The organism is Arthrobacter bambusae, from assembly GCF_030812595.1.
Taxonomy (GTDB): domain Bacteria; phylum Actinomycetota; class Actinomycetes; order Actinomycetales; family Micrococcaceae; genus Arthrobacter; species Arthrobacter bambusae_B.
Genome location: NZ_JAUSSZ010000001.1, coordinates 433,563 through 455,977, shown reverse-complemented (window position 1 = coordinate 455,977; position 22,415 = coordinate 433,563). Strand labels below are relative to the sequence as shown.

At 64.5% G+C, this 22,415-nt stretch carries 23 protein-coding genes; 15 read left to right on the top strand and 8 right to left on the bottom strand.

All coding sequences use genetic code 11. The features are described from left to right. Positions 1–7: 7 nt before the first annotated feature. Positions 8–880, bottom strand: a complete 873-nt coding sequence (locus J2S96_RS02140; RefSeq protein WP_306859415.1) for an NAD-dependent epimerase/dehydratase family protein — start codon at positions 878–880, stop codon at positions 8–10. Between the two features lie 202 nt (positions 881–1,082). Here J2S96_RS02140 and J2S96_RS02135 point away from each other — a divergent pair, with 202 nt between their 5' ends. Together J2S96_RS02135 and arfB are read left to right on the top strand one after the other, a co-directional pair. After that, the gene (locus J2S96_RS02135; protein ID WP_306859413.1) at positions 1,083–1,667 is read left to right on the top strand and encodes an HhH-GPD-type base excision DNA repair protein; all 585 of its coding nucleotides are present in this window, start codon (positions 1,083–1,085) and stop codon (positions 1,665–1,667) included. 51 nt (positions 1,668–1,718) lie between these two features. Next, positions 1,719–2,141, top strand: a complete 423-nt coding sequence (gene arfB / locus J2S96_RS02130) for an alternative ribosome rescue aminoacyl-tRNA hydrolase ArfB (RefSeq protein WP_306859411.1) — start codon at positions 1,719–1,721, stop codon at positions 2,139–2,141. A gap of 186 nt (positions 2,142–2,327) precedes the next feature. Here arfB and J2S96_RS02125 read toward each other — a convergent pair whose 3' ends face one another. The 3 genes from J2S96_RS02125 to J2S96_RS02115 all read right to left on the bottom strand — a co-directional run bounded on the left by J2S96_RS02125 (position 2,328) and on the right by J2S96_RS02115 (position 3,570). Continuing rightward, positions 2,328–2,525 carry a hypothetical protein gene (locus tag J2S96_RS02125; protein ID WP_306859409.1) on the bottom strand — a complete coding sequence of 66 codons (198 nt, stop codon included), beginning with the start codon at positions 2,523–2,525 and terminating at the stop codon, positions 2,328–2,330. A gap of 262 nt (positions 2,526–2,787) precedes the next feature. Further along, positions 2,788–3,177, bottom strand: a complete 390-nt coding sequence (locus J2S96_RS02120; protein WP_306859882.1) for a MerR family transcriptional regulator — start codon at positions 3,175–3,177, stop codon at positions 2,788–2,790. A 66-nt stretch (positions 3,178–3,243) separates the two neighbouring features. Further along, positions 3,244–3,570: a thioredoxin family protein gene (locus J2S96_RS02115; protein WP_306859407.1), complete on the bottom strand. Its 327-nt coding sequence runs from the start codon at positions 3,568–3,570 to the stop codon at positions 3,244–3,246. Positions 3,571–4,731: 1,161 nt separating this feature from the next. Between J2S96_RS02115 and J2S96_RS02110 the strand changes: the two genes are divergently transcribed. Continuing rightward, positions 4,732–5,148 carry a hypothetical protein gene (locus J2S96_RS02110; protein ID WP_306859405.1) on the top strand — a complete coding sequence of 139 codons (417 nt, stop codon included), beginning with the start codon at positions 4,732–4,734 and terminating at the stop codon, positions 5,146–5,148. 181 nt (positions 5,149–5,329) lie between these two features. Beyond that, positions 5,330–6,409, top strand: a complete 1,080-nt coding sequence (locus tag J2S96_RS02105; protein ID WP_306859403.1) for a DNA polymerase IV — start codon at positions 5,330–5,332, stop codon at positions 6,407–6,409. Between the two features lie 150 nt (positions 6,410–6,559). Here the strand turns inward: J2S96_RS02105 and J2S96_RS02100 are convergent, their stop codons facing one another. Both J2S96_RS02100 and J2S96_RS02095 read right to left on the bottom strand, forming a co-directional pair. Then, positions 6,560–7,042 (bottom strand): MarR family winged helix-turn-helix transcriptional regulator, encoded by a 483-nt coding sequence (locus J2S96_RS02100; protein WP_306859401.1) that lies wholly within the window; start codon positions 7,040–7,042, stop codon positions 6,560–6,562. A 432-nt stretch (positions 7,043–7,474) separates the two neighbouring features. Further along, positions 7,475–7,780 (bottom strand): hypothetical protein, encoded by a 306-nt coding sequence (locus J2S96_RS02095; protein WP_306859399.1) that lies wholly within the window; start codon positions 7,778–7,780, stop codon positions 7,475–7,477. A gap of 226 nt (positions 7,781–8,006) precedes the next feature. On the opposite strand from J2S96_RS02095, the gene J2S96_RS02090 reads away from it, so the two are divergent. The 7 genes from J2S96_RS02090 to J2S96_RS02060 all read left to right on the top strand — a co-directional run bounded on the left by J2S96_RS02090 (position 8,007) and on the right by J2S96_RS02060 (position 14,495). Next, on the top strand, positions 8,007–9,125 hold the full coding sequence (locus J2S96_RS02090) for an alanine racemase (RefSeq protein WP_306859397.1): 1,119 nt from the start codon (positions 8,007–8,009) through the stop codon (positions 9,123–9,125). A 74-nt stretch (positions 9,126–9,199) separates the two neighbouring features. Then, a complete protein-coding gene (locus tag J2S96_RS02085) occupies positions 9,200–10,471 on the top strand; it encodes a phosphatidylserine decarboxylase family protein (protein ID WP_306859395.1) in 1,272 nt (423 codons plus the stop codon). Between the two features lie 51 nt (positions 10,472–10,522). Beyond that, positions 10,523–10,738: an SDR family NAD(P)-dependent oxidoreductase gene (locus tag J2S96_RS02080; RefSeq protein WP_306859394.1), complete on the top strand. Its 216-nt coding sequence runs from the start codon at positions 10,523–10,525 to the stop codon at positions 10,736–10,738. Then, positions 10,729–11,067, top strand: coding sequence for an SDR family NAD(P)-dependent oxidoreductase (locus tag J2S96_RS02075; RefSeq protein ID WP_306859392.1), 339 nt, complete (start codon positions 10,729–10,731; stop codon positions 11,065–11,067). The genes J2S96_RS02080 and J2S96_RS02075 overlap by 10 nt, the downstream gene beginning before the upstream one ends. Positions 11,068–11,177: 110 nt before the next feature. Beyond that, entirely contained in the window at positions 11,178–12,302 is a 1,125-nt protein-coding gene (locus tag J2S96_RS02070) for an acyl-CoA dehydrogenase family protein (protein ID WP_306859390.1), read from the top strand. Then, positions 12,296–13,678: a bifunctional PIG-L family deacetylase/class I SAM-dependent methyltransferase gene (locus tag J2S96_RS02065; protein WP_306859388.1), complete on the top strand. Its 1,383-nt coding sequence runs from the start codon at positions 12,296–12,298 to the stop codon at positions 13,676–13,678. Before J2S96_RS02070 ends, J2S96_RS02065 begins: the two co-directional genes overlap by 7 nt. Further along, the gene (locus J2S96_RS02060) at positions 13,665–14,495 is read left to right on the top strand and encodes a glycosyltransferase (RefSeq protein WP_306859387.1); all 831 of its coding nucleotides are present in this window, start codon (positions 13,665–13,667) and stop codon (positions 14,493–14,495) included. Before J2S96_RS02065 ends, J2S96_RS02060 begins: the two co-directional genes overlap by 14 nt. Here the strand turns inward: J2S96_RS02060 and J2S96_RS02055 are convergent. Continuing rightward, positions 14,420–14,986 (bottom strand): hypothetical protein, encoded by a 567-nt coding sequence (locus tag J2S96_RS02055; protein ID WP_306859385.1) that lies wholly within the window; start codon positions 14,984–14,986, stop codon positions 14,420–14,422. The two genes, J2S96_RS02060 and J2S96_RS02055, sit on opposite strands and share 76 nt — an antisense overlap. A 367-nt stretch (positions 14,987–15,353) precedes the next feature. Here J2S96_RS02055 and J2S96_RS02050 point away from each other — a divergent pair, with 367 nt between their 5' ends. Further along, a complete protein-coding gene (locus J2S96_RS02050; protein WP_306859383.1) occupies positions 15,354–16,811 on the top strand; it encodes a purine-cytosine permease family protein in 1,458 nt (485 codons plus the stop codon). Positions 16,812–16,917: 106 nt separating this feature from the next. On the opposite strand, the gene ligD is transcribed toward J2S96_RS02050, so the two are convergent. Then, the gene (gene ligD, locus J2S96_RS02045) at positions 16,918–17,949 is read right to left on the bottom strand and encodes a non-homologous end-joining DNA ligase (protein WP_306859381.1); all 1,032 of its coding nucleotides are present in this window, start codon (positions 17,947–17,949) and stop codon (positions 16,918–16,920) included. A 147-nt stretch (positions 17,950–18,096) separates the two neighbouring features. Here ligD and J2S96_RS02040 point away from each other — a divergent pair, with 147 nt between their 5' ends. From J2S96_RS02040 to J2S96_RS02030, 3 genes are all read left to right on the top strand, one after another. Further along, positions 18,097–19,488 (top strand): dihydrolipoyl dehydrogenase family protein, encoded by a 1,392-nt coding sequence (locus J2S96_RS02040; RefSeq protein ID WP_306859379.1) that lies wholly within the window; start codon positions 18,097–18,099, stop codon positions 19,486–19,488. A 485-nt stretch (positions 19,489–19,973) separates the two neighbouring features. After that, positions 19,974–21,677 carry a ribulokinase gene (gene araB / locus J2S96_RS02035; RefSeq protein WP_306859880.1) on the top strand — a complete coding sequence of 568 codons (1,704 nt, stop codon included), beginning with the start codon at positions 19,974–19,976 and terminating at the stop codon, positions 21,675–21,677. Continuing rightward, positions 21,674–22,354 (top strand): L-ribulose-5-phosphate 4-epimerase, encoded by a 681-nt coding sequence (locus J2S96_RS02030; RefSeq protein WP_306859377.1) that lies wholly within the window; start codon positions 21,674–21,676, stop codon positions 22,352–22,354. Before araB ends, J2S96_RS02030 begins: the two co-directional genes overlap by 4 nt. Positions 22,355–22,415: the final 61 nt, after the last annotated feature.

Here is a 22,415-nt window from a genome sequence, read left to right as displayed (position 1 = left end):
CTGTTCCTCAATCCTCGGTGGGGGTAGTGCGGTTCGAATGAAAGGTGCGCCATGTGTGTTCGGGCTCGAAGCCCAGCAGCCGCCTGGCCTTGTCGATGGAGAGCATGGTCTCGTGCTCTCCCAGTTCCTTGATGACCTTGACCTCGGGGAAAACCTCCGCAGCCAGGCTGGCGCTTGAGCGGCTCATGACGGTGTCCGCGTTCGCGATGATGAATGCTTCGAATCCGGGCTTGCCGTTTTCAAGCGCCCGCGCCACTGCCTGCGCACCGTCCCGGCCATCGATGTATCCCCACAGGTTCCACTTACGCAGCCTGGCGTCCGAGTCGAAGGACGGGAACCGTTCGTAATCTTCCTCGTCCATGACATTGGAGAACCGCAGCCCCACGATGCTCAGCTCGGGATCCCAGCGCGTCAACTCGATCGCCATCTGCTCTTCCAGATGCTTCACGAGCGAATAGGTGCTTTCCGGCCTGGCCGGGTACTCCTCGTCGACCGGGATGTAGGGAGGGTCGACATCGAACGGCAAACCCAGCACTGTCTCGCTTGAGGCGTAGACAACCTTCTTGATGCCGGCGCGGCGGGCCGCTTGGAACACGTTGTACGTCGAAAGCATGTTGTTATGGAACGTCGCAACGTCCGGAACGATGCCAGGTGCCGGAATGGCCCCGAGATGCACTACGGCGTCGAAGCCACTGTGCCGGTCGTCCAGGCCCAGGAAAACATCCAGCACCTGGCCATAGTCGCGCAGGTCGACGATCGCCAGGCCCGGACTCCTTTCGCCCGCCCGGTCCAGGTTCAACACCTGGTGCCCGTCCGCGTTCAGCCGGCGGACCACGTGCCGGCCCAGTTTTCCGGTTCCACCCGTCACTGCAACTCTCATCGCTACTCCCTCGATATAACTCGGCGGTCTTGAAAACGACACTAGGGCACGACCCGGCCCTGCTGCGTGGCCCTCCCGGTCCTAGGAAAGCCAGACACCCGCTTCCAAGTGATCACGTCGGCCGATGACATGGCTGAGCTCGAAAGCCTGCGAGCGCTTATCCCCCCATGACGCGACCCAAGGCAGGTGGGAGGATGGGCGCATGGAACTGCACATTACTGGCGACCCCGCCGCCGACCAGCTGCTCAGCGATGACGCTTTCGCACTTCTTATCGGAATGCTGCTTGACCAACAGGTAACCATGGAGTCCGCGTTTGCCGGACCTGCAAAGATCCGCAAGCGCATCGGCTCCCTGTCCCCGGCTGCAATTGCCGGATATGACCCTGCGGGCTTCGTTGAGGTCTTCAAGGAGAGTCCGTCAGTCCACCGTTTCCCTGGCTCCATGGCCGGCCGCGTCCAGGATCTAGCCGCAGTCGTTCAGCACGACTGGCAGGGAGACGCAACCGCCATCTGGACCAAGGACGAGCCTGACGGCCAGGAGGTCCTCCGCAGGTTGAAGGGATTGCCCGGCTTCGGAGAGCAAAAGGCAAAGATCTTCCTGGCGCTCCTCGGCAAGCAGCGCGGACTCCAGGCACAAGGTTGGCGTGAGGCTGCGGGCGCCTACGGCCAGGAAAGCGCGTTTCTTTCCGTCGCCGACATCGTGGATCCGGAGTCGCTGAGAAAGGTACGCGCCAACAAGCAGGCTGCCAAGGCCGCCGTCAAAGCCGCGAAGGCATCGGGGCACTGACAAGCACGGGTCGGGACATTGTTTCGACCCATATCGTGAAACGCTGGCAGCATGGATCTCGAAGTGTCGCCGACGCTCACGATTCCGACGTCGGAACTCGGCTGGCGGTTCTCCCGCTCGTCAGGGCCGGGCGGTCAGCACGTCAATACCTCGGACAGCCGCGTCGAACTGTCGTGGAACGTCGCCGACTCCGCGGCCCTTTCCGACGAGCAACGGCTGCTGCTGGTCGCCCGTCTTGGAGGCCGCCTCATCGCCGGGGTGATCACGGTGACCGCCTCCGAGCAGCGCTCCCAGCTGCGTAATCGCGAGATCGCACTGGCCAAGCTCTCCCGCCTCGTAGCGGAGGGGCTTGCTCCCGAAGCCGCCGCCCGCCGCACGACTAAACCCACCCGGAGCTCGAAACGCCGGCACCGGGCCGCAAAGGAGCACCGGGCGGCAACGAAACAACAACGAAAACGACCGTCCGCCGAGTAGCCCGCTCATCGAATGCCGCTGTCCACGACAAGCGTGATGTGAACGGGGGTCTCCGAGATGACCACCGGCTCGGTTGCCGTCGAGACGTAACCCCCAACATTGCTTGCTTTGATGAGGTATCGACCGTCAGGCAAGGTGAGACTGAATGCCCCGGTTCCATCGGTCAGTGTTGAGCCGCGGACAGATTCACCTGCCAAGGCGACAACCGGCCCCTGCGACGGATCGAGGCGGACACTCCTGACCGACACGTTCGACGGGACACACCGGGGCGGTCAGGACGACGCCGGTGACAACGCCGGCGCGCCGGGCATCGGGACCGCCAAGGCCGGAACACGCGCACAACAACAGGACCGCGGCCAGCAGGGCCAAGACGAATCGCTTCATTGCCCTCACCAACATAGCCTCAGGAACAGGTTCTCAGGAGGCCCGTGGCGCCGGCTCGTGCGTGGAAGCTCACCGTATGGCCGCTGTTGTCACGGAAGACCGCCCTTTGACCGTCCACGGTGATGGAGCCTGGCTGGTAGGGGTTGCCCCAGCCTGGAGGCGGGTTGCCGCGGCGGCGATGCCTAGGCCGTATCGAGGTGCCACGCGCAAAGCCTCCCGCCCAAAGGTACTTCCGGTTTCGATGTGGCCCTTCAGAGGCCCTTCAGAGGTAGCTGCAGATCCGCTCGGCGTCGCACGCATCCGGGTCGGCAGCGGCCACTACGGCGTGATACCGCGCGACGTTGGCGCGCAGCGCGACGAGTTCCGCGATCTGCGCGTCGAGGTCGGTCAACTGAGCGACCAGAAGGTCGCGCACCTGGGTGCACGGGGCGCGGCCCGCGTCTCGCAGACGGAGGATTTCGCGGATCTGCGCCAGCGCCAGCCCTGCGGCACGGGCGCGGCGAATGAATTCGAGCCTGTTGATGGTTTCGCAAGGGTAATCGCGATATCCGTTGGCGGTGCGCTTCGCGGCCGGGAGCAGCCCGTGCTCCTCGTAGAACCTCAGGGTCTTGCTCGTCATACCCGCCGCTTGGGCGGCTTCACCGATTCGCACCATGCACCTCGTCTTCCCCCACTGACATCCAACTGTAGGTGAAGGTGCTCAAGGGGTGAAGGAGGCCTAGCGAAGGTATTCAGCGAATTCCGCTTCGAAGTACCGCTTCGCACCGACGCCGATCACGGAGATTCTTCGTTCGCCATCCTTGAACAAGGACACCGATGGAACAGAGCTGACCCCGAAGGCACCCGTGGTTTCCGGATTCTCGTCGACGTTGACTTTCACAACGTCGATTTTGTCGGCGTATTCGACCGCGAGCTCTTCCATGACCGGGTCAAGCCTGGTGCAGGGTCCGGACCAAGCCGCCCAGAATTCCACGACAACGGGTTTGGATGACTTCAAGACTTCGGCGTCGAAGGACGCGTCAGTCACTTCCTTGGTTCTTGCCATGGTTTTCCTCTTCTGAATGGCCCGTTTGGTCATACCGGGTTACTCCCCCTCCCATTCATTTCGCTGGCCAACAGGCTGACAGCGCCCCCTCCGTGCCACCTTCGCACCCTCCCCCAAGGGGAAAGTCAAGGGAGTATCTGGTGATGGGGTGCGGCAACCGGACTGGCAAGTTGCGCGAAAAGCCATCAAGCTAGTTAGGGGGGTAATGAGGGAACGAACGCAATCCCTCCGCACAGGAAGGCCCCGCAATTCCCAGCCGGAAACGACCGCTCAATCGCTGGAGCCGCACGTATCTCAAGGGCGGCGCCGCGGAGCGCACAACTGACAAAAGCCTCGGCCCGTTCAAACCTGTCGAGCCTGCGGCCCGGCGGGAGGGTAAACCCCTCCTCGGCGAAGGCCAGGTCTATGTGTTGAAGAACGGCAAGGAGTACCACCCCGCTTGGTGCAACGTTGTGGCCGACAAATGGAACAATGCCCCACGCGGACTTCTAGTGACCCTAATGGCCGACGTCGGGACGCGGACCAGGTGCCGGGAATGTGAGCGGTCGCGAAAGACAGCGACGGAGCCCTTTACGGCGGACCGCGAAGCGCACTCCAGCCCCGCGCGGCAGCCTGGCACGGTAATCCCGCTGCGGGTCGTCGGGCTCTCCCATGGAATTCTGTTCCTGGCGGCGGGACCTAAATATCAGGCATTACTCGAACAGACGGCGGTAGAGCCGGCTACGCCGCTGCTCGTCGATGGTCGCCGGCTCGGAATGCTGCTCCGGGTGGACGCATCCCGCCAAGAGCCACTGCTGGTTCTGCAGATGGACCCCCGCGCCACGTTCCGGAACGGCCCTTATCAGGCACGTCTGCGCCTTCCGCTGCAGCGCTCGGCCACCAAACCCTATGCTGTGGACTCGATTGAACCGGCGGCGCGGGCCAGGCACGCCGCTGCGCGCCCACCGGGTGTTGACGACATGGGAAGTTGAGCCCCAACCACCCGCGTCATCTCCGGACGTCACGGGGCACACGCCCGGTGAGGAACTACTCACCTTCCGATGCACGCTTCCGGGCAGCTGGCCGCATCCGGGAATCTTGCCGGGGCCCCATCCGTTCTCTCCGTTAATGACCTGCTTCTGCCGGCAGGGACAGACACAACAGGAAGTTTGGGGACAGACCATGACGTTGAATGAAACCATCGCCCGTCTCCGGGCCGGACACCTCATGGTCCGCGACGCGCGGGAGTGGGACGAACTCTCAACAGACCTCGGCCGCGCATACGACAGCAACGACGATGAACTCATTGAACAACTGCAGCCACAGTTCCTCCAGTCCTGGCGGACAGTCACGCGATATGTCCTCCGCGACACCTTCGACGCGGCAGGGATCGCAGTCACCGACCCCAGCCATCCCTGGGGAATCGCAACGCTCACCGCGAACGGAACCAGTTGCGAGCCACTCCTCTGCCACCCCGACGCAGCCGGAACCGACGGGCTGGCGCTCGCGACCAGCGGCGGTCTCCAGCTGCGCAACTTCGCGGACACCATGACCGATTACACCGACTGCCTGGCCCTTTTGTTTGATGGGGTGGACTGAGCAACGACGTCCAACTCGAAGCACCAAGCACCAGTCCATTGAATTGGTAGCTTTCGGGCAAGCTCTTGCCTTCGCGCAGCGCGCGCCGAAAGATAGGCGTGTGGATGTCGATTCCGCGATATCCTCCTCGACGTCAAAGCGGAGGGCGGTCTCGGCTGGCCGTTCGTGCAAGGGGGCGCTTATGGGAATCACCGCAATCCCGTGGGTGCTGCACGTCGATCTCGACCAGTTCGTCGCGGCGGTCGAAGTGCTCCGGCGGCCGGAGCTTGCGGGCAAGCCGGTCATTGTCGGCGGTCGGGGCGACCCCACGGAACGGGCGGTCGTGTCGACGGCGTCTTACGAGGCTCGGGCGTTCGGAGTGGGTTCGGGAATGCCCTTGCGCATTGCCGCCCGGAAGGTGCCCGACGCCGTGATCTTGCCCGTCGATCAGGAGGCCTACCTCGCGGCGTCCGAAACCGTCATGGCTACCCTGCGCGCACAGCCCGGCGCGACAGTGCAGGTGCTGGGTTGGGACGAAGCCTTCGTCGGGGTCGAGACGGAGGATCCGGAGGCTTACGCCCGGCGGCTACAGGCCGCCGTCCTTGAGCGAACGCGGCTGCATTGCAGCGTGGGCATCGGCGATACCCTGGTCCGGGCCAAAGTAGCCACGGGGTTCGGCAAACCGGCCGGCGTCTTCCGCCTCACCGCCGGAAACTGGCTCGACGTCATGGGCGGCCGGCCCACGAAGGACCTGTGGGGCGTCGGCACCAGGGTGGCGGCCCGGCTGGCCAAACACGGTATCGGCACGGTCGCCGAGCTCGCCGCGTCCGACCCCCAGGACCTGGTCCCTGAGTTCGGCCCCAAGATGGGTCCGTGGTACGCGCAACTTGGACGAGGCGACGGCGCCAGCGTGGTGGATGACACCCCTTGGGTTGCCCGCGGGCATAGCCGCGAGACCACCTTCCAGCAGGACTTGATCGATCCCAACCAGGTGGCGGACGCCGTGCGGGAGCTGGCGGAGCGTGTCCTTGAAGATGTTGTGGCCGAAGGACGGCCTGTCATTGGGCTGACCCTGAAGGTCCGGTATGCGCCGTTTTCCACCACGACCCAGGGGAAGAAGATTCCGGAGACATTCGACCGGGACGAAATCCTCGCGCGGGCCCTGGACCTCGCCGCCGGAATCGAGGCGGGCCGTCCGATCCGGCTCTTGGGCCTGCGTGCCGAAATGGCAATGCCCGACGATGCCCGCAAGGGACATACGCCCACAAGAGGCGGTTGGTGACGGGCGCGCCGGCTCCACATATGGGGGTAAAGGCTGGGCGCCGCGGTGGTCATGGTGCCCAGATCGTTGAGCCGGAGGAGCTCGGCCGCCGCCCTGTGGAGGTCCTGCGCACTGGCGCGTCGAGTGGTGTCCATTCAGCTTCCACGCACCCTAGCCCTGCTCGGGCAGATTTTTTACTCTTGCCGTCGGCACGGACTCGGGCGCTTCTTCGCCCCAGCGGGCAGACCCTAGCCAGCGGATAACAACCACCAGCTTGTCGCGCAGTTCCTCCGCGCCGATTTCGTCGCGGGGAGGCAGTTTCCGGTCAAGCGCCCGGGCCTTGACGAGGGCCGTCCTACCCGACTCGGAAACAGCCACCCGCTGGGAGCGGCCGTCATGATGGCTACGTTCCCGGGAAATGTGCCCGTGCGCTTCCAGCCTCGAAAGTGTCTGTCCCATGGTCTGCGCCTGCACCCTGACTTTGGCTGAAAGCCGGGCCTGCACCATGGACCCTTCTGCATCGAGAACTTCCAACGCGATGACCCCCGCATGGGTTAAGCCCAGAACGGCAAGCTCTTCATTCCAGGCATGCTCGACCAATCGGGCTGCAGTTGAGAGTAACCGCGGAGTCGTCCAGTCGTTTAAGTCCGGCATACTCCCACCATAGTAAGCCTGCTTCCTAATTGCGCGACATCTCTGCGCATTCGGGGAACCAGCGGGCCCCTTATGCTCGGCATATTGCGCCGGATCCGGCTACTCGACGAAATGTGGCCCCGGCGTGTCCCGCGGAGAACACAAGGCGCGGCGTTTTCTACTTCAGCAGGTGCACTACCGTCGTTTCAGTGTCGGCGGGATCGGGCCTCGGATCCCCGTAGACGAAGATGTTGTGCCCGCCGGTCCACAAACCGGGCTGACTGCGGATGAAGTCCCAGACCTTGCCACCGCAGGCCCCCATGCCGAGCGGACATCGTCCGGTGTGACCTCGCGCCGGACGGCGGCCAGCTTCCGCGGGCGAACGGTCTGCAGATTGACGGTGACCGACATGCCGCGACCGGCCCGGATTTTCGGCTAGTACTGGATTTTCAGCTAGTACTTGTCCGCGGAGTCGATAGCTTCCGCCACCGTGATTACAGGCGCCACATTGGGATCGCCGCCAGCCGAGCCGATGAACGCCTGGATTTCGGGATTACCAAAGAACTTCTGGAATGCCTCTGTCGATTCCCATTCGTCGACCACGAGGACAAACCCGTCCCCGACCGCGAACTGATGGTGGATCGCGCCCGCCGCCCGGCCGCGCTCGCCCATCTGGCGGTACTCGTCCGCACGCTCCTCGAGGGACTTGACGAAAACGCTCGTGTCGCCGGAAATCTTGGTTGCAATGATGACGGACATGATCGTGACCTCCTATGGCCTGAACTCAGCTTGTGGCAGCCAGCCGCACGACGACTCGCCTGAACGATCCGACACGTCAATGACCATACTCATTCCGCCCGGTTACCGCCCGAGTGGCCACTACTTGTCATTCACCGAGATCCGCCCAGAATTCTCTATTTACTGAACCCGGATAGGATTTCCCGGTACCCACCCCTTCCCGAACGGTCCTGAAAGAACGCACCGCATGCCGCACCTTGACGCCACCCTCCCACTCCAAAATTTGCCGCAGATGCTCCTGGACGTTGCCGCCGTCGAGCGCAATATCGGCATCAAAGAGGCGTGGACACGGGACCGCGGCATGGTGCTGGCCCCGCACATCAAGACCACGATGACGGGTGAGATTGTGCGCCGGCAGTTGCCCGGCTCCTGGGGCGTGACCGTGGCGACCACCGCCCAGGCCGCGCAGGCCATCGAGTGGGGTGCTACCCGGATCCTCATCGCGAACGAGGTGCTGTTCCCCGGCCACCTTGAGCAGTTGCGTGGCTGGCTGGCGGCCTCCGCGGGGTTGGAGATCTACTGCCTGGCCGATTCGGCGGCAGGCGTCCAGGCCATGGCCGAGGTGTTCGAAGAATCGCCGCGGCCACTGAAGGTGCTGATCGACGTCGGAACCCCGGGCGGCCGAACCGGGATCCGCACCCCGGCCGAGGCCGGGCCCCTGGCCGCTGGGATTGGTGCCGCCCGCGGGCTGCTGCTGGCTGGCGTCAGTGCCTACGAGGGCGTGGCGCCAAACACCCGGACTGATGAAAACCTGGCCGGGATCGATTCGCACTGCCGCTTGGCCCGGGACATTTTCGATGAACTGCACGCGACATTCGAAGTGGAGCTGCCGGTATTCAGCAACGGGGGCTCTGCGTTCCAGGACCGTGCGGCGGCGTTCCTGCCGCGCACCGCCTCCGTCAACGTGCTCCGGTCAGGCTGCTACGTGGTGCACGACCACGGCACCTACCAGAGCGTCTCGCCAGTCCCCGGCCTCACCGCCGCCGTGGTGGTTCGGGCACTCGTCATCTCGGCCCCCGAAGCGGGGCGCGTAATCCTGAACGCGGGCAAGCGCGAGTTGGCGTACGACGCCGGGCTGCCGGTGATCGTTTCCCGGTACCGTAACGGGGCCCTCCTGGCCTCCGGGGCCGGCGCGACACTGACCCGCCTGTTTGACCACCACGCCATCGTGGACGACGCCGAAGGCCTGCAGGTCGGCGATGTCGTGGACCTGGGCATCTCCCATCCTTGTTCGGTGTTCGACCGCTGGCGCGAGGTAGTGGCAGTCCGCGATGGCGCCGTCGAGACCTGGCGGCCGGTCTTCTAGGTGGTGATCCTGGGCCTCCCCGGCCCGCGGGTCCTTCCTCGCGTCCCGGTTCGGAGGGGCGTAGGCTCCGCACTATGACAATCAACGCTTCATCCGACCGTGTCCGACGACTGGGTGGCTGGCTGCCCGAGCGACAAGATGAGCTAGAGGAATGGATTGCCGGTCACCGGGAACGGGCCGAGGCCCGGGGCGAGGATGCCCCCCTGCATCCCGTGATCACGGAGTTCAAGGAACTGATTGCCAGCGATCCGGTTGTCCGCCTCTACATGACGGGGATGATCGAGCAGGTTCCGCAGTCGAAGCCCTACCGCAAACGGCATCTCACGAGCGTTGACCAGATGCTCCTGCTGATCAACGAGGTCCTGACAACCGCCCCGGAGTTCAGCGAAGGCGGCATGGTCACCACACCGTTGACAGCGATCCTTGATTGGACCATGGGAACCGAGGCGGGATTTGCGGCCCACCGCGACCCCAGGATCGTCGCCATGTTCCGCAAGGTACTGAATGCGTGGTGCGAGTTCCTGAGCAGCGCGGACTCCCTTTATGTGCTGAATGACTCGCCCTCCGGCTGGATGTCGGAGAAGGCGCGGCAAGTTGTCGGGATGGACGACTATCAATACGATGCAGACGCCGAGCACTGGGGCTTCACGTCGTGGAACGATTTCTTCACCCGCCGGCTCACCGCGACCTCCAGGCCCATCGCCGCACCCGACGACGACAAAGTCATCGTCAGCGCCTGCGAGTCGACCCCCTACAAGATCAGCTCCGACGTTCAACGCCAGAGCCGGTTCTGGGTCAAGAACCAGCCCTACTCACTCGAGGACCTGCTCGCCCGGGACGAGTCGGTGGATCAGTTCGTGGGCGGAACGGTGTACCAGGCGTTCCTGAGTGCGCTGAACTATCACCGGTGGCACGCTCCCGTCGCCGGAACGATCGTGCGGGCGTACCTCAAGGACGGCACGTATTTCTCCGAGGCCGACTCAGAGGGCGCCGACGCCGTCGAGCCGATCTTCTCGCAGTCCTATCTTGCCCATGTCGCGGCCCGCGCGATCATCCTGATCCAGGCCGACGATCCCGTTATCGGCCTCATGGCAGTGATCCCGGTGGGCATGGTCGAGGTCTCTTCCTGCGTCATCGATCCGGAGATCGTCCCGGGCCACCATGTGAACAAGGGCGACGAACTGGGGTACTTCCAGTTCGGCGGCTCGACGGAGTGCCTCGTCTTCCGGCCCGGTGTCATTGACCAGTTCGCTCTCGCGGCGATTCCCCAACCGCAGGATCCGCACGCACCTCTCGTCCGGGTCCGGTCCAAGCTTGCTACCGCAAGGCATGACGAGAAGGCATGATTTCAGCGGCGAGCCCCTTGTTGACGCGCTTACAGGCCGACGCTTCCTTCCATGAAGCCGCCATCGACGAAGACCGAGGTCGAGGTCATGGTCAACAACGCGGGCATCGAAACGCGGACCTCCGTGCTGGAGACCTCTGAAGAGCAATTCCAGAAAGTACTAGACATCAACCTCAAGAGCGCGTTCTTCGGCACCCAGCTGGCGGCGAAACAGTTCATCCGCCAAGGCCGCGGCGGCAACATGACGGAACAACAGCCATGCTGCTGAAGGACAAGACAGTCATCGTGACGGGCGGCAACAGTGGAATCGGCGAGGCGATCGTGCTCGCCGCCGCGGCCGCGGGCGCCAACATCGTCATCGACTACGTGGCGCACCCGGAGGAGACCTCGTCCCTGATCGCCCGCGTCAAGGCGGCCGGCGGGAAAGCCGTCGGACTGGAAGTGGACGTCAGTTCGGTCGGGGGTCTGCAGGCGCTCGTGGAAAAGGCCGTCGAGGCCTTCGGCGGCTTGGATGTGCTGGGTTCTCCGGCGGGTCCCGGACGCTTGAATGCGCATCGCGTGGTTTCGGACCTTCACTACAGACAGTCAGCCCGCTGACTGATCTGGCAACAGGTCCGTCAATCGGTGGGTTGGCTGGCCAGCTGGTAATAAGGCTGCTTAGTATTAGCGGCAGGGAATCGGTTGATCGAGGCGATGCGGAGGCAGAAATGGGCAGGCACCGCCCGTCAAAGGACAACACCAGCAAAGGCGTGCGGCTTGGGAAAGATCCGCTGCCTGACGACGTCGAACTCCTGTTATCGCAGGCCGAAGAGCGGATAGGCGATGTCCCCGCCCTCCTGGCACTCGCGGAGTCGACAGGCCGGACGGCGCCGGCTCCCGGCGAAGGTCAGACGGCCCGGCTGTGGGAAATCCTGGCCTCGCTGGCGGCCGTGGACGTTGCTGCTGCGCGCGTCTTCGAACCACACCTGGACGCCGGCGCGATCCTGAAGCAAGCGGGCCAGCAGGCGTTATTCAACGGAACGTGGGGAGTCTTCGCCGCTGAGGGCCCGGCCCATGTCCTCGAGGCGCACGGCATCCGCCCGGCTTCACGTCCCGGAGCGACCGGCCCCGCTGCCACTGCCGGCGTCTCGGGGGCGTCCGGTGTGACGCTTTCAGGCTCGAAGCCATGGTGTTCCTTGGCGGGCTACCTCGACCATGCAATCGTCACCGCGAAGACCCAGTCGGGCAGCCGCCAGGCATTCGCCGTCGACTTGCGCTCCCCTGGAGTGGAGGTCGAAGAACCGCTGTGGATCAGCCACGGGCTTCGCGAAATTCCTAGCGGTACGGTTCATTTCACGGACGTCCCCGCTGTCCCCGTCGGCGAGCCGGGCTGGTATTTTGAACGGCCCGGTTTTGCCTGGGGAGGCATCGGCGTCGCCGCATGCTGGCTAGGCGGAGCCGTCGGCCTGGTCCGTACGTTCAGGGACGCCCTCGGGCGGCGGGAACCGGACCAGATCGCGCTTTCAGGCCTTGGTGAAGCGGACCGCTTGCTCGCTTCAGGATTCGAATTGCTCCGCGGCGCAGCTGCCGGGATCGACGGCGGCACCCTCGGCGATCGGGAAGATTCCGACGGCGCGTGGGCACACGCGTTGCGGGTCAGGGGGAACGTGGCTGCCATAGTGGAAAGAATTCAGGAAGCTGTCGGCGAGAACCTGGGTCCGGGCCCGCTCGCCCGGGATGAGCGCCATGCGAAGCGGGTTTCCGATCTTCGAATCTACGTCCGGCAACATCACGGCCAGCGCGACGACGCCCAACTCGGTTCCCTGGTCCTGAAGGGGGAAAGCGCGTGGTGACTTTTACGCACGCCGATGCAGGTACGGCCGAGGTCGAGTGGCTTCAGGCCGGGATCGGCTCGTTGCCCGAGTTCCCGCTGGACGACGCCGAACTGGCCGAGCGAACCGTCGTCGTGCTCGCCGCCCATCCCGACGACGAGACGCTTGGTGCGGGTGGCCTCATTGCCCGGCTGGTGGAGTTGGGGGCCGCTGTCTCGGTGGTGCTGTGCAGCGCGGGCGAGGCCTCGCACCCGGACTCGCCGACCACCTCGCCTGATGAGTTGGCTGCGCTGCGGCTGCGCGAGTTCGGGGACGCGATGGCTGCGCTCGGCCTGGGCGGCCGCTGGACGTTCCTCCGCCTCCCCGACGGTCAGCTTGGACATCACCGCCCAGAACTCCACGACGCGCTGGACGCTGCCATCCGAAACGCTGCCGGCGTCAACGCACCTTCGGACGTAGTGCTCGTCGCTCCCTTGCGCGGCGACGGTCACACCGATCATGACGTCGCCGGTTCCGTTGCCGCGCAACTCGCCGAAGCAGGCGGCTACGGGCTCCTCGAATACCCCATCTGGTACTGGCTTTGGGCCAGCGCCTCTGACGATCGATGGCGCCGCTGGGTGCGATCGGAACTGACGCCGCGCAGCCGGCAGGCCAAGTCCAAGGCCTTGCAGGCCCACCGGTCACAGATGGAACCGCTCTCAGGAGAGCCTGGTGACGAAGCACTCCTGCAGGAAAGCTTCGTCGAACACTTCCGGCGGACGTGGGAGACCTTTGCTTGGACTCCCCCGCGGGGCAGCAACACAGCGGCGGACGCGGAACGGGTGTTCGACGCCGTACACGCGGCCTCCAGCGACCCTTGGGACTATTCGAGCAGTTGGTACGAGAAACGCAAGCGCGCCTTGACCCTGGCGGCGCTGCCCAATCCGCGCTACGCCCGGGGCGTCGAACTGGGCTGCTCCACGGGAGTGCTGAGCGTCGAACTCGCCCGACGCTGCGAGCAACTTCTCTGCGTGGACGCCAGCGGCCAGGCCCTCGCATCGGCGGCTGCCCGCCTTGCCGGCCACCCCGGAGTCACCACAGCGCACATGACGGTACCCACCCAATGGCCCGATGGCCGGTTCGACCTCATTGTCATCTCTGAGGTGGGCTACTATTTGACCCCCGCCGAGTTGGACGCCGTGCTCGAAAAGACAATGGATTCCCTCATGCCGGGCGGGACGTTGGTGATGTGCCATTGGCGCGGGCCGATTTCGGGCTGGTCGCTGGATGGGGACGGCGTCCATGCCGCCGCACGGGCACGCTTGGGGTGGCCCTCCGCCTCGGTCTATCGGGAGAAGGCCTTCATTCTTGAGACATTCGTAGCGGCCGGGCCTGGAAGCGCCGATGCCCGCGCTTAGCCTTCAGGGCGGCAAGCGGCCCCTCGATGGCACGCCATCCGCAAACGTCCGACCATTCGAGGGCCGCATCAGCCATGTCGCCGTCGTCGTTCCGGCCCGTAACGAGGCCGAGCGCATCGCCCGTGCGATCCGCTCCATTTTCCGCGCCTCAAGCGAGTTGCGCGCAGTGCGGCCTGGCGTGGACATCAGCGTCGTGGTGGTGCTGGACGCGTGCGACGACGGCACGCGGGAAGCCGCCGTCGACGCCGCCGGTCCTGCCGGCTGCCTCAGCCTCCTCGACGTTCGGCTCCACAGTGCAGGGGCCAGCAGGGCGGCGGGCATCCGCGCCGCGCTCGCCGCAACAGCTGCAGCCCCCGAGCAGGTCTGGCTGGCCAATACCGACGCCGACTCCGAGGTTCCACCGCATTGGCTTTGCGGCCAAGTCGAACTCGCCGAGTCAGGGGCCGACGCGGTACTGGGCACCGTGGAACCGGACCCCGGCGAGCTGGACGGGCGCTTGCTCAAAGCGTGGGCGCGCACACATCGCTTCACCGAGGACCACTCCCACGTGTTCGGCGCGAACTTCGGCGTCCGTGCATCGCACTATCTCCGCGTCGGCGGTTTCGAGCCCGTGCGTATCCACGAGGACCGGATCCTGGCGGAGCGTCTCCGGCGTGCCGGTAGTGCCGTCGTCGCGACGGACACCCTCAGGGTCGTCACCTCGAGCCGCTTGCAAGGCCGGGCACCCCACGGGTTCGCCGGTTACCTCCGCGCCTTGGGCGATGGTTTGGGCGTGCCTGCAGACGCGGCGTTGGGGAATGGCTGGGAAGTACCGTGATGGGATGGGGCTGGACCTCCCGGAGACACGCGCTGGAGTAGGGCCCACGCACGCGTAAGCGAAATGTCCGCCCGGGAGACGAGGAGCGCTGTCAGCAAGGCTGCGGCCACGTGGGTGTCCACCATTAAGTCCGGTGAGTGCCCGGACGCGAAGGAAGGCGGTGCGGTCAGCTGGCCAGGCGGCAATCCCGTCGCTGCATGCTGATGCTCCACGGGCGCCACAACTGTGAAGGTCCCGGAGAGCCGGTCGAAGGCCAGATGCAGAACCTGCTGGGCGACGCCGCTGAGAACGAGCAATATCCAAGTCGGCAGCTTTATCCGAGCGAGCAGCGAAGCGCACATGCTCAGCACAGCCATCAGCGCCAGCAGCACTGGAAGCCCCGGAGCCACGCCACCTGAGACCACGTGGGCCACCAGGCCGAGTCCGACTGCCACGGGCCCGACTTCCCATGCCGGGAAGCTCAGGCGTCGATTGGATCCTTGCTCATCCACGCTGCCCTCCCCCTTCCCTCCTCGGACGGGTTCTGCTCTTCTTCATCGTGCCGCCGTTTGGTAGCTGAAGGAAGGCCTTTCGGGGCTCCACCTGGCTCTGGGTGGAAACTCGCACGAAGAAGTAGCCAAGTACCGCTCCCGTTGCCCGTTAGTTTACGATGGCTAAACAAACGTTGCGCGCTACGGTTCCAAACCGTGCGGCCGCCTAGAACCGAGGGCGCCCGACCGTGCAACCGCACATATTCAGCGCGCTTCTGACGCCCATAGTCTCTATTCGAATGTTGTGCAGGCCACAATGTGCGGCTGCCATTACTGGCGGCGATCGGATCCCAGAGGGGGCCGACTCGAGTTCAAGGAAAGATGGAATTTGACCACCTCAACAACGGGCCAAGCCCAAAGCGGCGGACTTGAAGTCCGCTCTATCGACTACGTCCCGTTGGACGAGCGCCACGGAAAAGTCTCCAGTATTGGACCACTGTGGTTCATGAGCAACGCCCAGATCGCCACGCTGGCAGTTGGCCTCATCGGCGTCACCACCGGCGGGAACCTGGCCTGGTCCCTGATCGCGATCGCCCTCGGCGTGCTCGTCGGGACCCTCTTCATGGCGGCCCACTCATCCCAGGGGCCTCAACTGGGCCTGCCTCAGATGATCCAGTCCCGCCCGCAATTCGGGTACGTCGGCGCGCTCCTGGTCTGGCTTTTCGCCTACCTGCAGTACGCCGGCTTCAATATCTTCAACACTGTGCTGGCCGGGCAGGCCATCGCCGGCTCCGTTCACGTCGGTTCGGACAACCTTTGGTTCTGGGTCGTGACGGTGGTTGCCGTCGTCGTCGCCCTTTTCGGTTATGACCTGATCCACCGCTTCGAGCGCTACCTGACTTACCTCACCATCGCGATGCTCGCGCTGCTGACCATCGCGGCGATCACCAGGCTTGACCTCCCTGCCGGTGCATTCAACCTCGGCGACTTCCAGCCGGTGCCTTTCCTCGCCCAGTTGGGTGTTGCCGCGGGGTACCAGATTTCCTGGGCGATCTATGTTTCCGACTACTCCCGGTATCTTCCCCCGAGCGCCGCGCGCCGAACCTTCAGCTACACATTCTGGGGCAGCGCGCTCGGCGGAATCTGGGTGATGTTCCTCGGAGCGTTCATCGCCTCTTCCGCGGGCAAGGACTTCGACACCATCGGATCTATCCAGGCGACGGCGGACAAGCTCTTCGGCGGGTTCGGCTCGATCGCGCTCTTCATCGCCGCGCTCGGCCTCGTCTCCGTCACGGCGCTGAACATGTATGGCGGCTCGCTGACCCTCATCTCCTCGATCGACAGCCTCAAGAAGATCAAGCCGACCCTCAAGCTGCGGATTGTCACCATCGCTATTACGGCCGCCATCTCCGTGGTCCTTGCCAACATCGCCTCCGAGGACTTCCTGGCCAACTTCAACGACTTCCTGCTGCTGGTGCTGTACTTCTTCATCCCCTGGACCGCAGTGAATCTCATGGACTACTTCGTGGTCAGGAAGGGTCACTACGCCATCGCCGAGATCTTCAAGCCCAACGGCATTTACGGCCGCTGGGGGTGGCCCGGCATCATCTCGTACCTCGTCGGCTTCGCGGTGATGATTCCCTTCTTCTCCGCTGGGAAGCTCTTTGTCGGCCCCGTCGCCCAGGCGATGAGCGGTGCAGACATCTCCCTGTTCATCGGGCTTCCCGTCGCAGCCGTGCTCTACTGGCTTCTCGCGCGCAAGACGAATGTCGCGGCCGAGAACGAGCTTGCGGAATCTGAGGAAGCAGCTCTCGACATCGCCGCGCACGAGCACGTGATGCCGTAGCACCACGGTCCGCTAAGCGACGACGGCGCCGCTCCCCACCTAGGGGGGCGGCGCCGTCGTCTTGCCCGGCCCCTGACTTGCCCAGGTTCAGTGCGCCGCGGAGTCGCTATGACGATCCATTGTCCTTTCGCGCACGGCTCGGCTGGACCCTGGGCGGTTCGCCCGGCATCTTCGGGTAGTCCGGCGGGAAAGGCAGCTCCCCGAGTCCGGAGGCCACGTCGCGCTCCCACCATTCCATCAACGTGTCGACGACGCCTGGCCGCGCATTCATATCCGCCCACGGATCACCGACGGTCCTGAGTCGCTCCGGAACCGTGAGGATCGTAAAGTCCTGGGGACGGATGTTTTCCAATTCGTCCCAAGTGATGGGGCAGGAAACCGGGGCGTGCGGCAGGGCGCGCGGACTGTAGGCACCGGCGATCGTGCGGTCGCGGTTGGCCTGGTTGAAGTCCAGGAACACTCGCTTGCCGCGTTCCTCCTTCCACCAGTTGGTTGTCACTTTGTCCGGCATGCGCCGCTCAAGTTCCCGGGCAGCCGCGATCACGGCGTGGCGCACGTCCAGGAACTCGCGGGTGGGCTTGATCGGGGCGTAGACGTGCAGCCCCCTGTTGCCGGACGTCTTGATGAAGGCGTTCAGCCCGGCCTCCCCAAGCACCTTTTTCAGCTCCAAGGCTGTGGGGATGGCATCGTCGAAGTCCGTACCGGGCTGAGGGTCAAGATCGATGCGCAACTGATCCGGATTGTCCGGGTTTTCAGCGCGCGAGGGCCATGGATGGAAAACCACGGTGTTCATCTGCACCGCCCAGACAGCCGCCGCAGGCTCGTCGAATACAAGTTGCGGGTGCGAGCGTGCGCTCGGATAAATCACGGTCACGGACCGAACGTAGTCGGGCGTCCCTTTCGGCGGATTCTTGGAAAAGAAGTGTTCGCCGTCGATGTTCTCCGAAAAGCGCTGGAGCGAGACCGGCCGGTCACCGTTCGCGGAGATAAACGCATCCCCGACTTCGGCGATATAGCGCGCCAGGTCCAGCTTCGTCAGGCCCAATTCCGGCCAGAGAACCCGGCTCGGGCTGGAGATCCGAACCTCTCGGGGGCCATTTGGTCCGTCAACGGTGAGGGTGGTTGCTTCGCTCGCCATGGGGACAACGTACCCCCACCGGGCCCGATCCGTCAGCAATTCCGGCCTTGGTACACGCAGGATGTGGCCCCGGCGTACCCTATTCCAGCCAAGGGACCAGATGTAGTGTCGTTGTTAGCCCCGTCTATCAGGAGGAGGCGAAACGCAATGCAGTCTGAACAGTTCGATCTGCTGGTCCTCGGGGGCGGGAAAGCCGGCAAGTCGCTCGCCATGGATCTGGCTGCGGAGGGTCAGCGCGTGGCCATGGTGGAACGCGGCATGATCGGCGGAACGTGCATCAACGTCGCCTGCATTCCCACGAAGACCCTCGTCAACAGTGCCAGGCTCCTGAGGGGCATGCGCCGCGCGGCGGAGTTCGGCATCACGGGGGCGGCGGAAGTCGCCGTCGACGTCGCGCTCTTGAGGCACCGCAAGGAAGACGTGGTGGGAACCATGGTGGCCGGCCAACGAAAATCGTTCATCGCCTCGGGCATGGACCTGGTCATCGGCGAAGCGAAGTTCGTCGCCGAGCGCACGGTGGAAGTAGCCCTCGACGACGGCGGAACCCGCACGGTCAGCGGAACCAACGTTGTCATCAACACGGGCATGGTCCCGTCCCTTCCGCCCATCGACGGGCTGGCCGGTGCCGAAGTCCAGACGAGTGAGTCCATCCTCCGGCTGGAGAGCCTGCCCAAGAGCCTGGTCATCCTCGGCGGTGGATACGTCGGCGCGGAATTCGCGTCCATGCTGAGCATTATGGGCGTGCAGGTGACGCTCATACAGCGGGCACGGCAGTTGCTTGCCCGCGAGGACCCCGACGTTGCAGCTGCTGTGGCCGACGCGATGGTGCGCGACGGCGTCGATCTCCGGGTGTGTGTCGAAGCGGTCCAGGTCTCCCGGGACGGGGACGGGACCGTCACCGTGGAGTTGTCCGACGGCGGCTCGGTCTCCGCGGAGGACGTCCTCGTGGCGTTGGGGCGTGAACCGGTGACGGCCGGCCTAGGACTGGAACGCACCGGCGTCGAGCTCACCGGACGCGGATTCGTCAAGGTGGACGAACACCTTCGCACGACGGCTTCAGGGGTCTGGGCCGCCGGAGACGTGGCCGGGAGCCCGCAGTTCACCCACGCTTCGTGGAACGACTACCGCATCCTCAAGGCCAACCTCTCAGGCGCAGGCCCCCTCCAAGCCACCACCGGCAGGCTGGTCCCGTACACCGTCTTCGTCACCCCGGAGCTGGGCCGCGTGGGATTGAGCGAAACAGAGGCGCGCGAGGCCGGACACAACATCCGGGTGGCCCGGATGCCGGTCACGGCGATTCCCAGGGCGCGGACCTTGGGCGAGTTGGACGGCGCATGGAAAGCCGTGGTGGACAGCGACACGGACCTCATCCTCGGGGCGGCCCTGATCAGTGCCGAAGCCAGCGAGGTCATCGCTGTAGTGCAGATGGCCATGCTGGGCGGCCTGCCCTTCCAGCAACTCCGAGATGCCGTCATCACGCACCCCACCATGGCCGAGGGCCTGCAGTTGCTTTTTAGCCCCGCATTCCTCGAAGACTAACGTCGTAGGTACAGACAGGGCGCCCATGGGGCCGCGATTCCGTCTGCATGACCATAACAACGCGAGCCTATCGGCAACGTTCATTGCCGGCCTTGTGAGTTGAGACTGCCGCGCCGTACAGGGTGGGGGCGATGCGGGTTTTTTACAATTTAAGAGCAGTCTTCTACAAGCCCCTCCGGCGAATTCTCACCTAGCCTTAATACAGCTCATGCGGAATCTAACAAAGGCGTTCTATGCAAAAGTTTGCAAGTCGCCTAGCAGCCCGGGAAACCGGATAAACAGCAAGCCGCACGGCTACGTCAGACAGGCTGTCCGGCGGTTGCCGGTCGCGAGCAGCCCGGTTAGAGCTAGCAAGAGCCGTTCGACCCACGACGCGGCCAGCCACGAAGCGTCATCCCGATGCTGCCGAGCAAGGCCCAAATCGAATTGTCGCCGACGAAGACGGCCCCTCCTAGCGAGGCAACGGAAGGAAACCTTTGGACCAGATGGACTCCACGGAGCACTATGTAATTGGCGTCGACTACGGGACTCTTTCCGGCCGTGCAGTCGTCGTCCGGGTATCCGACGGTGCTGAGCTCGGCAGCGGCGTCTTTGAGTACCCTCACGCCGTCATGACCGACCGTCTGCCAGGGGGATCTGAACGCCTTCCCGCGGACTGGGCGCTGCAAGTTCCGAACGATTACCGCGAGGTTCTGCGCAACGCAGTCCCCGCCGCGGTCAAGGCAGCCGGCATCGATCCCGCGAAGGTAATCGGCATCGGCACCGACTTCACCGCGTGCACCATGATTCCTACGACGGCTGATGGAACTCCACTGAACGAGCTGGGTCGCTTCGCCGACCGGCCGCATGCATACGTGAAGCTCTGGCGGCACCACTCGGCGCAGCCGCAGGCGGATCGAATCAACAAGCTCGCAGCCGAGCGGGGTGAGTCGTGGCTGCCCCGCTACGGCGGCCTGATTTCTTCCGAATGGGAATTTGCCAAGGGCCTGCAGCTACTCGAGGATGATCCAGAGGTCTACAGAGCAATGGACCGCTGGGTGGAGGCCGCCGACTGGATCGTCTGGCAGCTGACTGGCGAATATGTGCGTAATGCCTGTACCGCTGGATACAAGGGCATCTACCAAGGCGGCCGCTACCCGTCGGAGGATTTCCTGACTGCGCTGAATCCGGATTTCAAGGACTTCGTGTCAGCCAAGGTCGAGCACAGGATAGGCCAGCTGGGTGACACCGCAGGCACTCTGACTGACGAAGCCGCTGCCTGGACCGGACTGCCTGCCGGCATTGCGGTCGCCGTCGGCAACGTGGATGCGCACGTCACCGCTCCGGCGGCGAAGGCCATCGAGGCGGGCCAGCTGCTGGCCATCATGGGTACTTCCACCTGCCACGTCATGAACGGCGCGGAACTGCGCGACGTTCCAGGCATGTGCGGGGTCGTCGACGGCGGAATCCTTGCGGGCCACTGGGGTTACGAGGCCGGGCAGAGCGGCGTTGGTGACATCTTCGGCTGGTTCGTCAAGCAGGGCGTGCCGCCGGCGTATCATGAGGCGGCCGCCGGCCAGGGCATTGGAATCCACGAATACCTGACCGAGCTTGCGTCCGACCAGAGGATCGGCGAGCACGGTCTGCTCGCCCTCGACTGGCACAGCGGCAACCGCTCGGTGCTTGTGGACCACGAGCTTTCCGGCCTGATCGTGGGTCAGACTCTCGCAACCAAGCCCGAGGAGATCTACCGGGCACTATTGGAAGCAACGGCCTTCGGCACCCGGATCATCATCGAAGCGTTCAATTCCGCCGGCGTGCCCGTGAAGGAACTTGTCATAGCCGGTGGGCTCGTGAAGAACGCGCTGCTGATGCAGATCTACTCCGATGTGACCAATTTGCCTCTCTCGACCGTGGGTTCCGCGCAGGCTCCAGCCCTTGGATCGGCCATCCACGCCGCCGTTGCTGCCGGTTGCTACGCCAACGTGGAAGCGGCATCTGCCGCGATGGGCAGCGCTCCGGCCGACGTGTACACCCCGGTACCCGAGAACGTGGAGGCGTACGGCGCGCTTTTCTCCGAGTACACAGCTTTGCACGACTACTTCGGCAGAGGCGGCAACGATGTGATGCACAGGCTCAAGGCAATTCAGCGGGAGGCCCTACGCGCCCAATCCACCACGGAAGTCGCGAAGACGGGAGTCTCCTCATGAGCGCGCTTTTGGACACGATCTCCCGGTTGCGCGCCGAAGTCTGCACACTCCACTCCGAACTGACGCGCTATGAACTGGTCGTCTGGACTGCCGGCAACGTCTCGGCCCGGGTTCCGGGCGCGGACTTGATGGTCATCAAGCCCTCAGGCGTCTCCTACGCGGACCTCACCCCCGAGTCGATGGTGGTTACAGACTTCTTCGGCTCCCCCGTGGACGGCGAGTGGGTTAACCCGGATCTGTCGTCGTCCTCGGACACCGCAGCGCACGGCTACGTATACCGGCACATGCCTGATGTCGGCGGCGTGGTTCACACCCACTCCACCTATGCCACCGCTTGGGCCGCCAGGGGGGAGCCGATCCCCTGTGTCTTGACCATGATGGGGGACGAGTTCGGCGGAGACATCCCTGTTGGCCCCTTCGCACTCATCGGCGACGACTCAATCGGGCAAGGAATCGTGGAAACCCTGAAAGCATCAAATTCCCCCGCAGTCCTCATGCAAAGCCACGGTCCGTTTACGATCGGCAAGGATGCCCGCGCCGCCGTCAAGGCCGCCGTGATGTGCGAGGAGGTGGCGCGCACCGTGCATATCTCCCGGCAGCTGGGAGAGCCGAAGCCTATCGACAGGCAGCAGATTGAAGCGCTCTACGCCCGGTACCAAGGCGTTTACGGCCAGTAGCCGAACCAGGGCGCTCTAGCACCGACAACAGCGCCAGCAGGAAAGCGGCCGAAAAACAAAA

Coding starts and splice junctions, on each gene's coding strand:
- J2S96_RS02075 (WP_306859392.1), top strand. CDS start 10,729: ATGCTGCTGAAGGACAAGACAGTCATCGTGACGGGCGGCAACAGTGGA.
- J2S96_RS02080 (WP_306859394.1), top strand. CDS start 10,523: ATGAAGCCGCCATCGACGAAGACCGAGGTCGAGGTCATGGTCAACAAC.
- J2S96_RS02085 (WP_306859395.1), top strand. CDS start 9,200: ATGACAATCAACGCTTCATCCGACCGTGTCCGACGACTGGGTGGCTGG.
- J2S96_RS02095 (WP_306859399.1), bottom strand. CDS start 7,780: ATGTCCGTCATCATTGCAACCAAGATTTCCGGCGACACGAGCGTTTTC.
- J2S96_RS02110 (WP_306859405.1), top strand. CDS start 4,732: ATGACGTTGAATGAAACCATCGCCCGTCTCCGGGCCGGACACCTCATG.
- J2S96_RS02040 (WP_306859379.1), top strand. CDS start 18,097: ATGCAGTCTGAACAGTTCGATCTGCTGGTCCTCGGGGGCGGGAAAGCC.
- J2S96_RS02105 (WP_306859403.1), top strand. CDS start 5,330: ATGGGAATCACCGCAATCCCGTGGGTGCTGCACGTCGATCTCGACCAG.
- araB (WP_306859880.1), top strand. CDS start 19,974: ATGGACTCCACGGAGCACTATGTAATTGGCGTCGACTACGGGACTCTT.
- arfB (WP_306859411.1), top strand. CDS start 1,719: ATGGATCTCGAAGTGTCGCCGACGCTCACGATTCCGACGTCGGAACTC.
- J2S96_RS02140 (WP_306859415.1), bottom strand. CDS start 880: ATGAGAGTTGCAGTGACGGGTGGAACCGGAAAACTGGGCCGGCACGTG.
- ligD (WP_306859381.1), bottom strand. CDS start 17,949: ATGGCGAGCGAAGCAACCACCCTCACCGTTGACGGACCAAATGGCCCC.
- J2S96_RS02060 (WP_306859387.1), top strand. CDS start 13,665: ATGCCCGCGCTTAGCCTTCAGGGCGGCAAGCGGCCCCTCGATGGCACG.
- J2S96_RS02100 (WP_306859401.1), bottom strand. CDS start 7,042: ATGCCGGACTTAAACGACTGGACGACTCCGCGGTTACTCTCAACTGCA.
- J2S96_RS02125 (WP_306859409.1), bottom strand. CDS start 2,525: ATGAAGCGATTCGTCTTGGCCCTGCTGGCCGCGGTCCTGTTGTTGTGC.
- J2S96_RS02115 (WP_306859407.1), bottom strand. CDS start 3,570: ATGGCAAGAACCAAGGAAGTGACTGACGCGTCCTTCGACGCCGAAGTC.
- J2S96_RS02070 (WP_306859390.1), top strand. CDS start 11,178: ATGGGCAGGCACCGCCCGTCAAAGGACAACACCAGCAAAGGCGTGCGG.
- J2S96_RS02135 (WP_306859413.1), top strand. CDS start 1,083: ATGGAACTGCACATTACTGGCGACCCCGCCGCCGACCAGCTGCTCAGC.
- J2S96_RS02030 (WP_306859377.1), top strand. CDS start 21,674: ATGAGCGCGCTTTTGGACACGATCTCCCGGTTGCGCGCCGAAGTCTGC.
- J2S96_RS02090 (WP_306859397.1), top strand. CDS start 8,007: ATGCCGCACCTTGACGCCACCCTCCCACTCCAAAATTTGCCGCAGATG.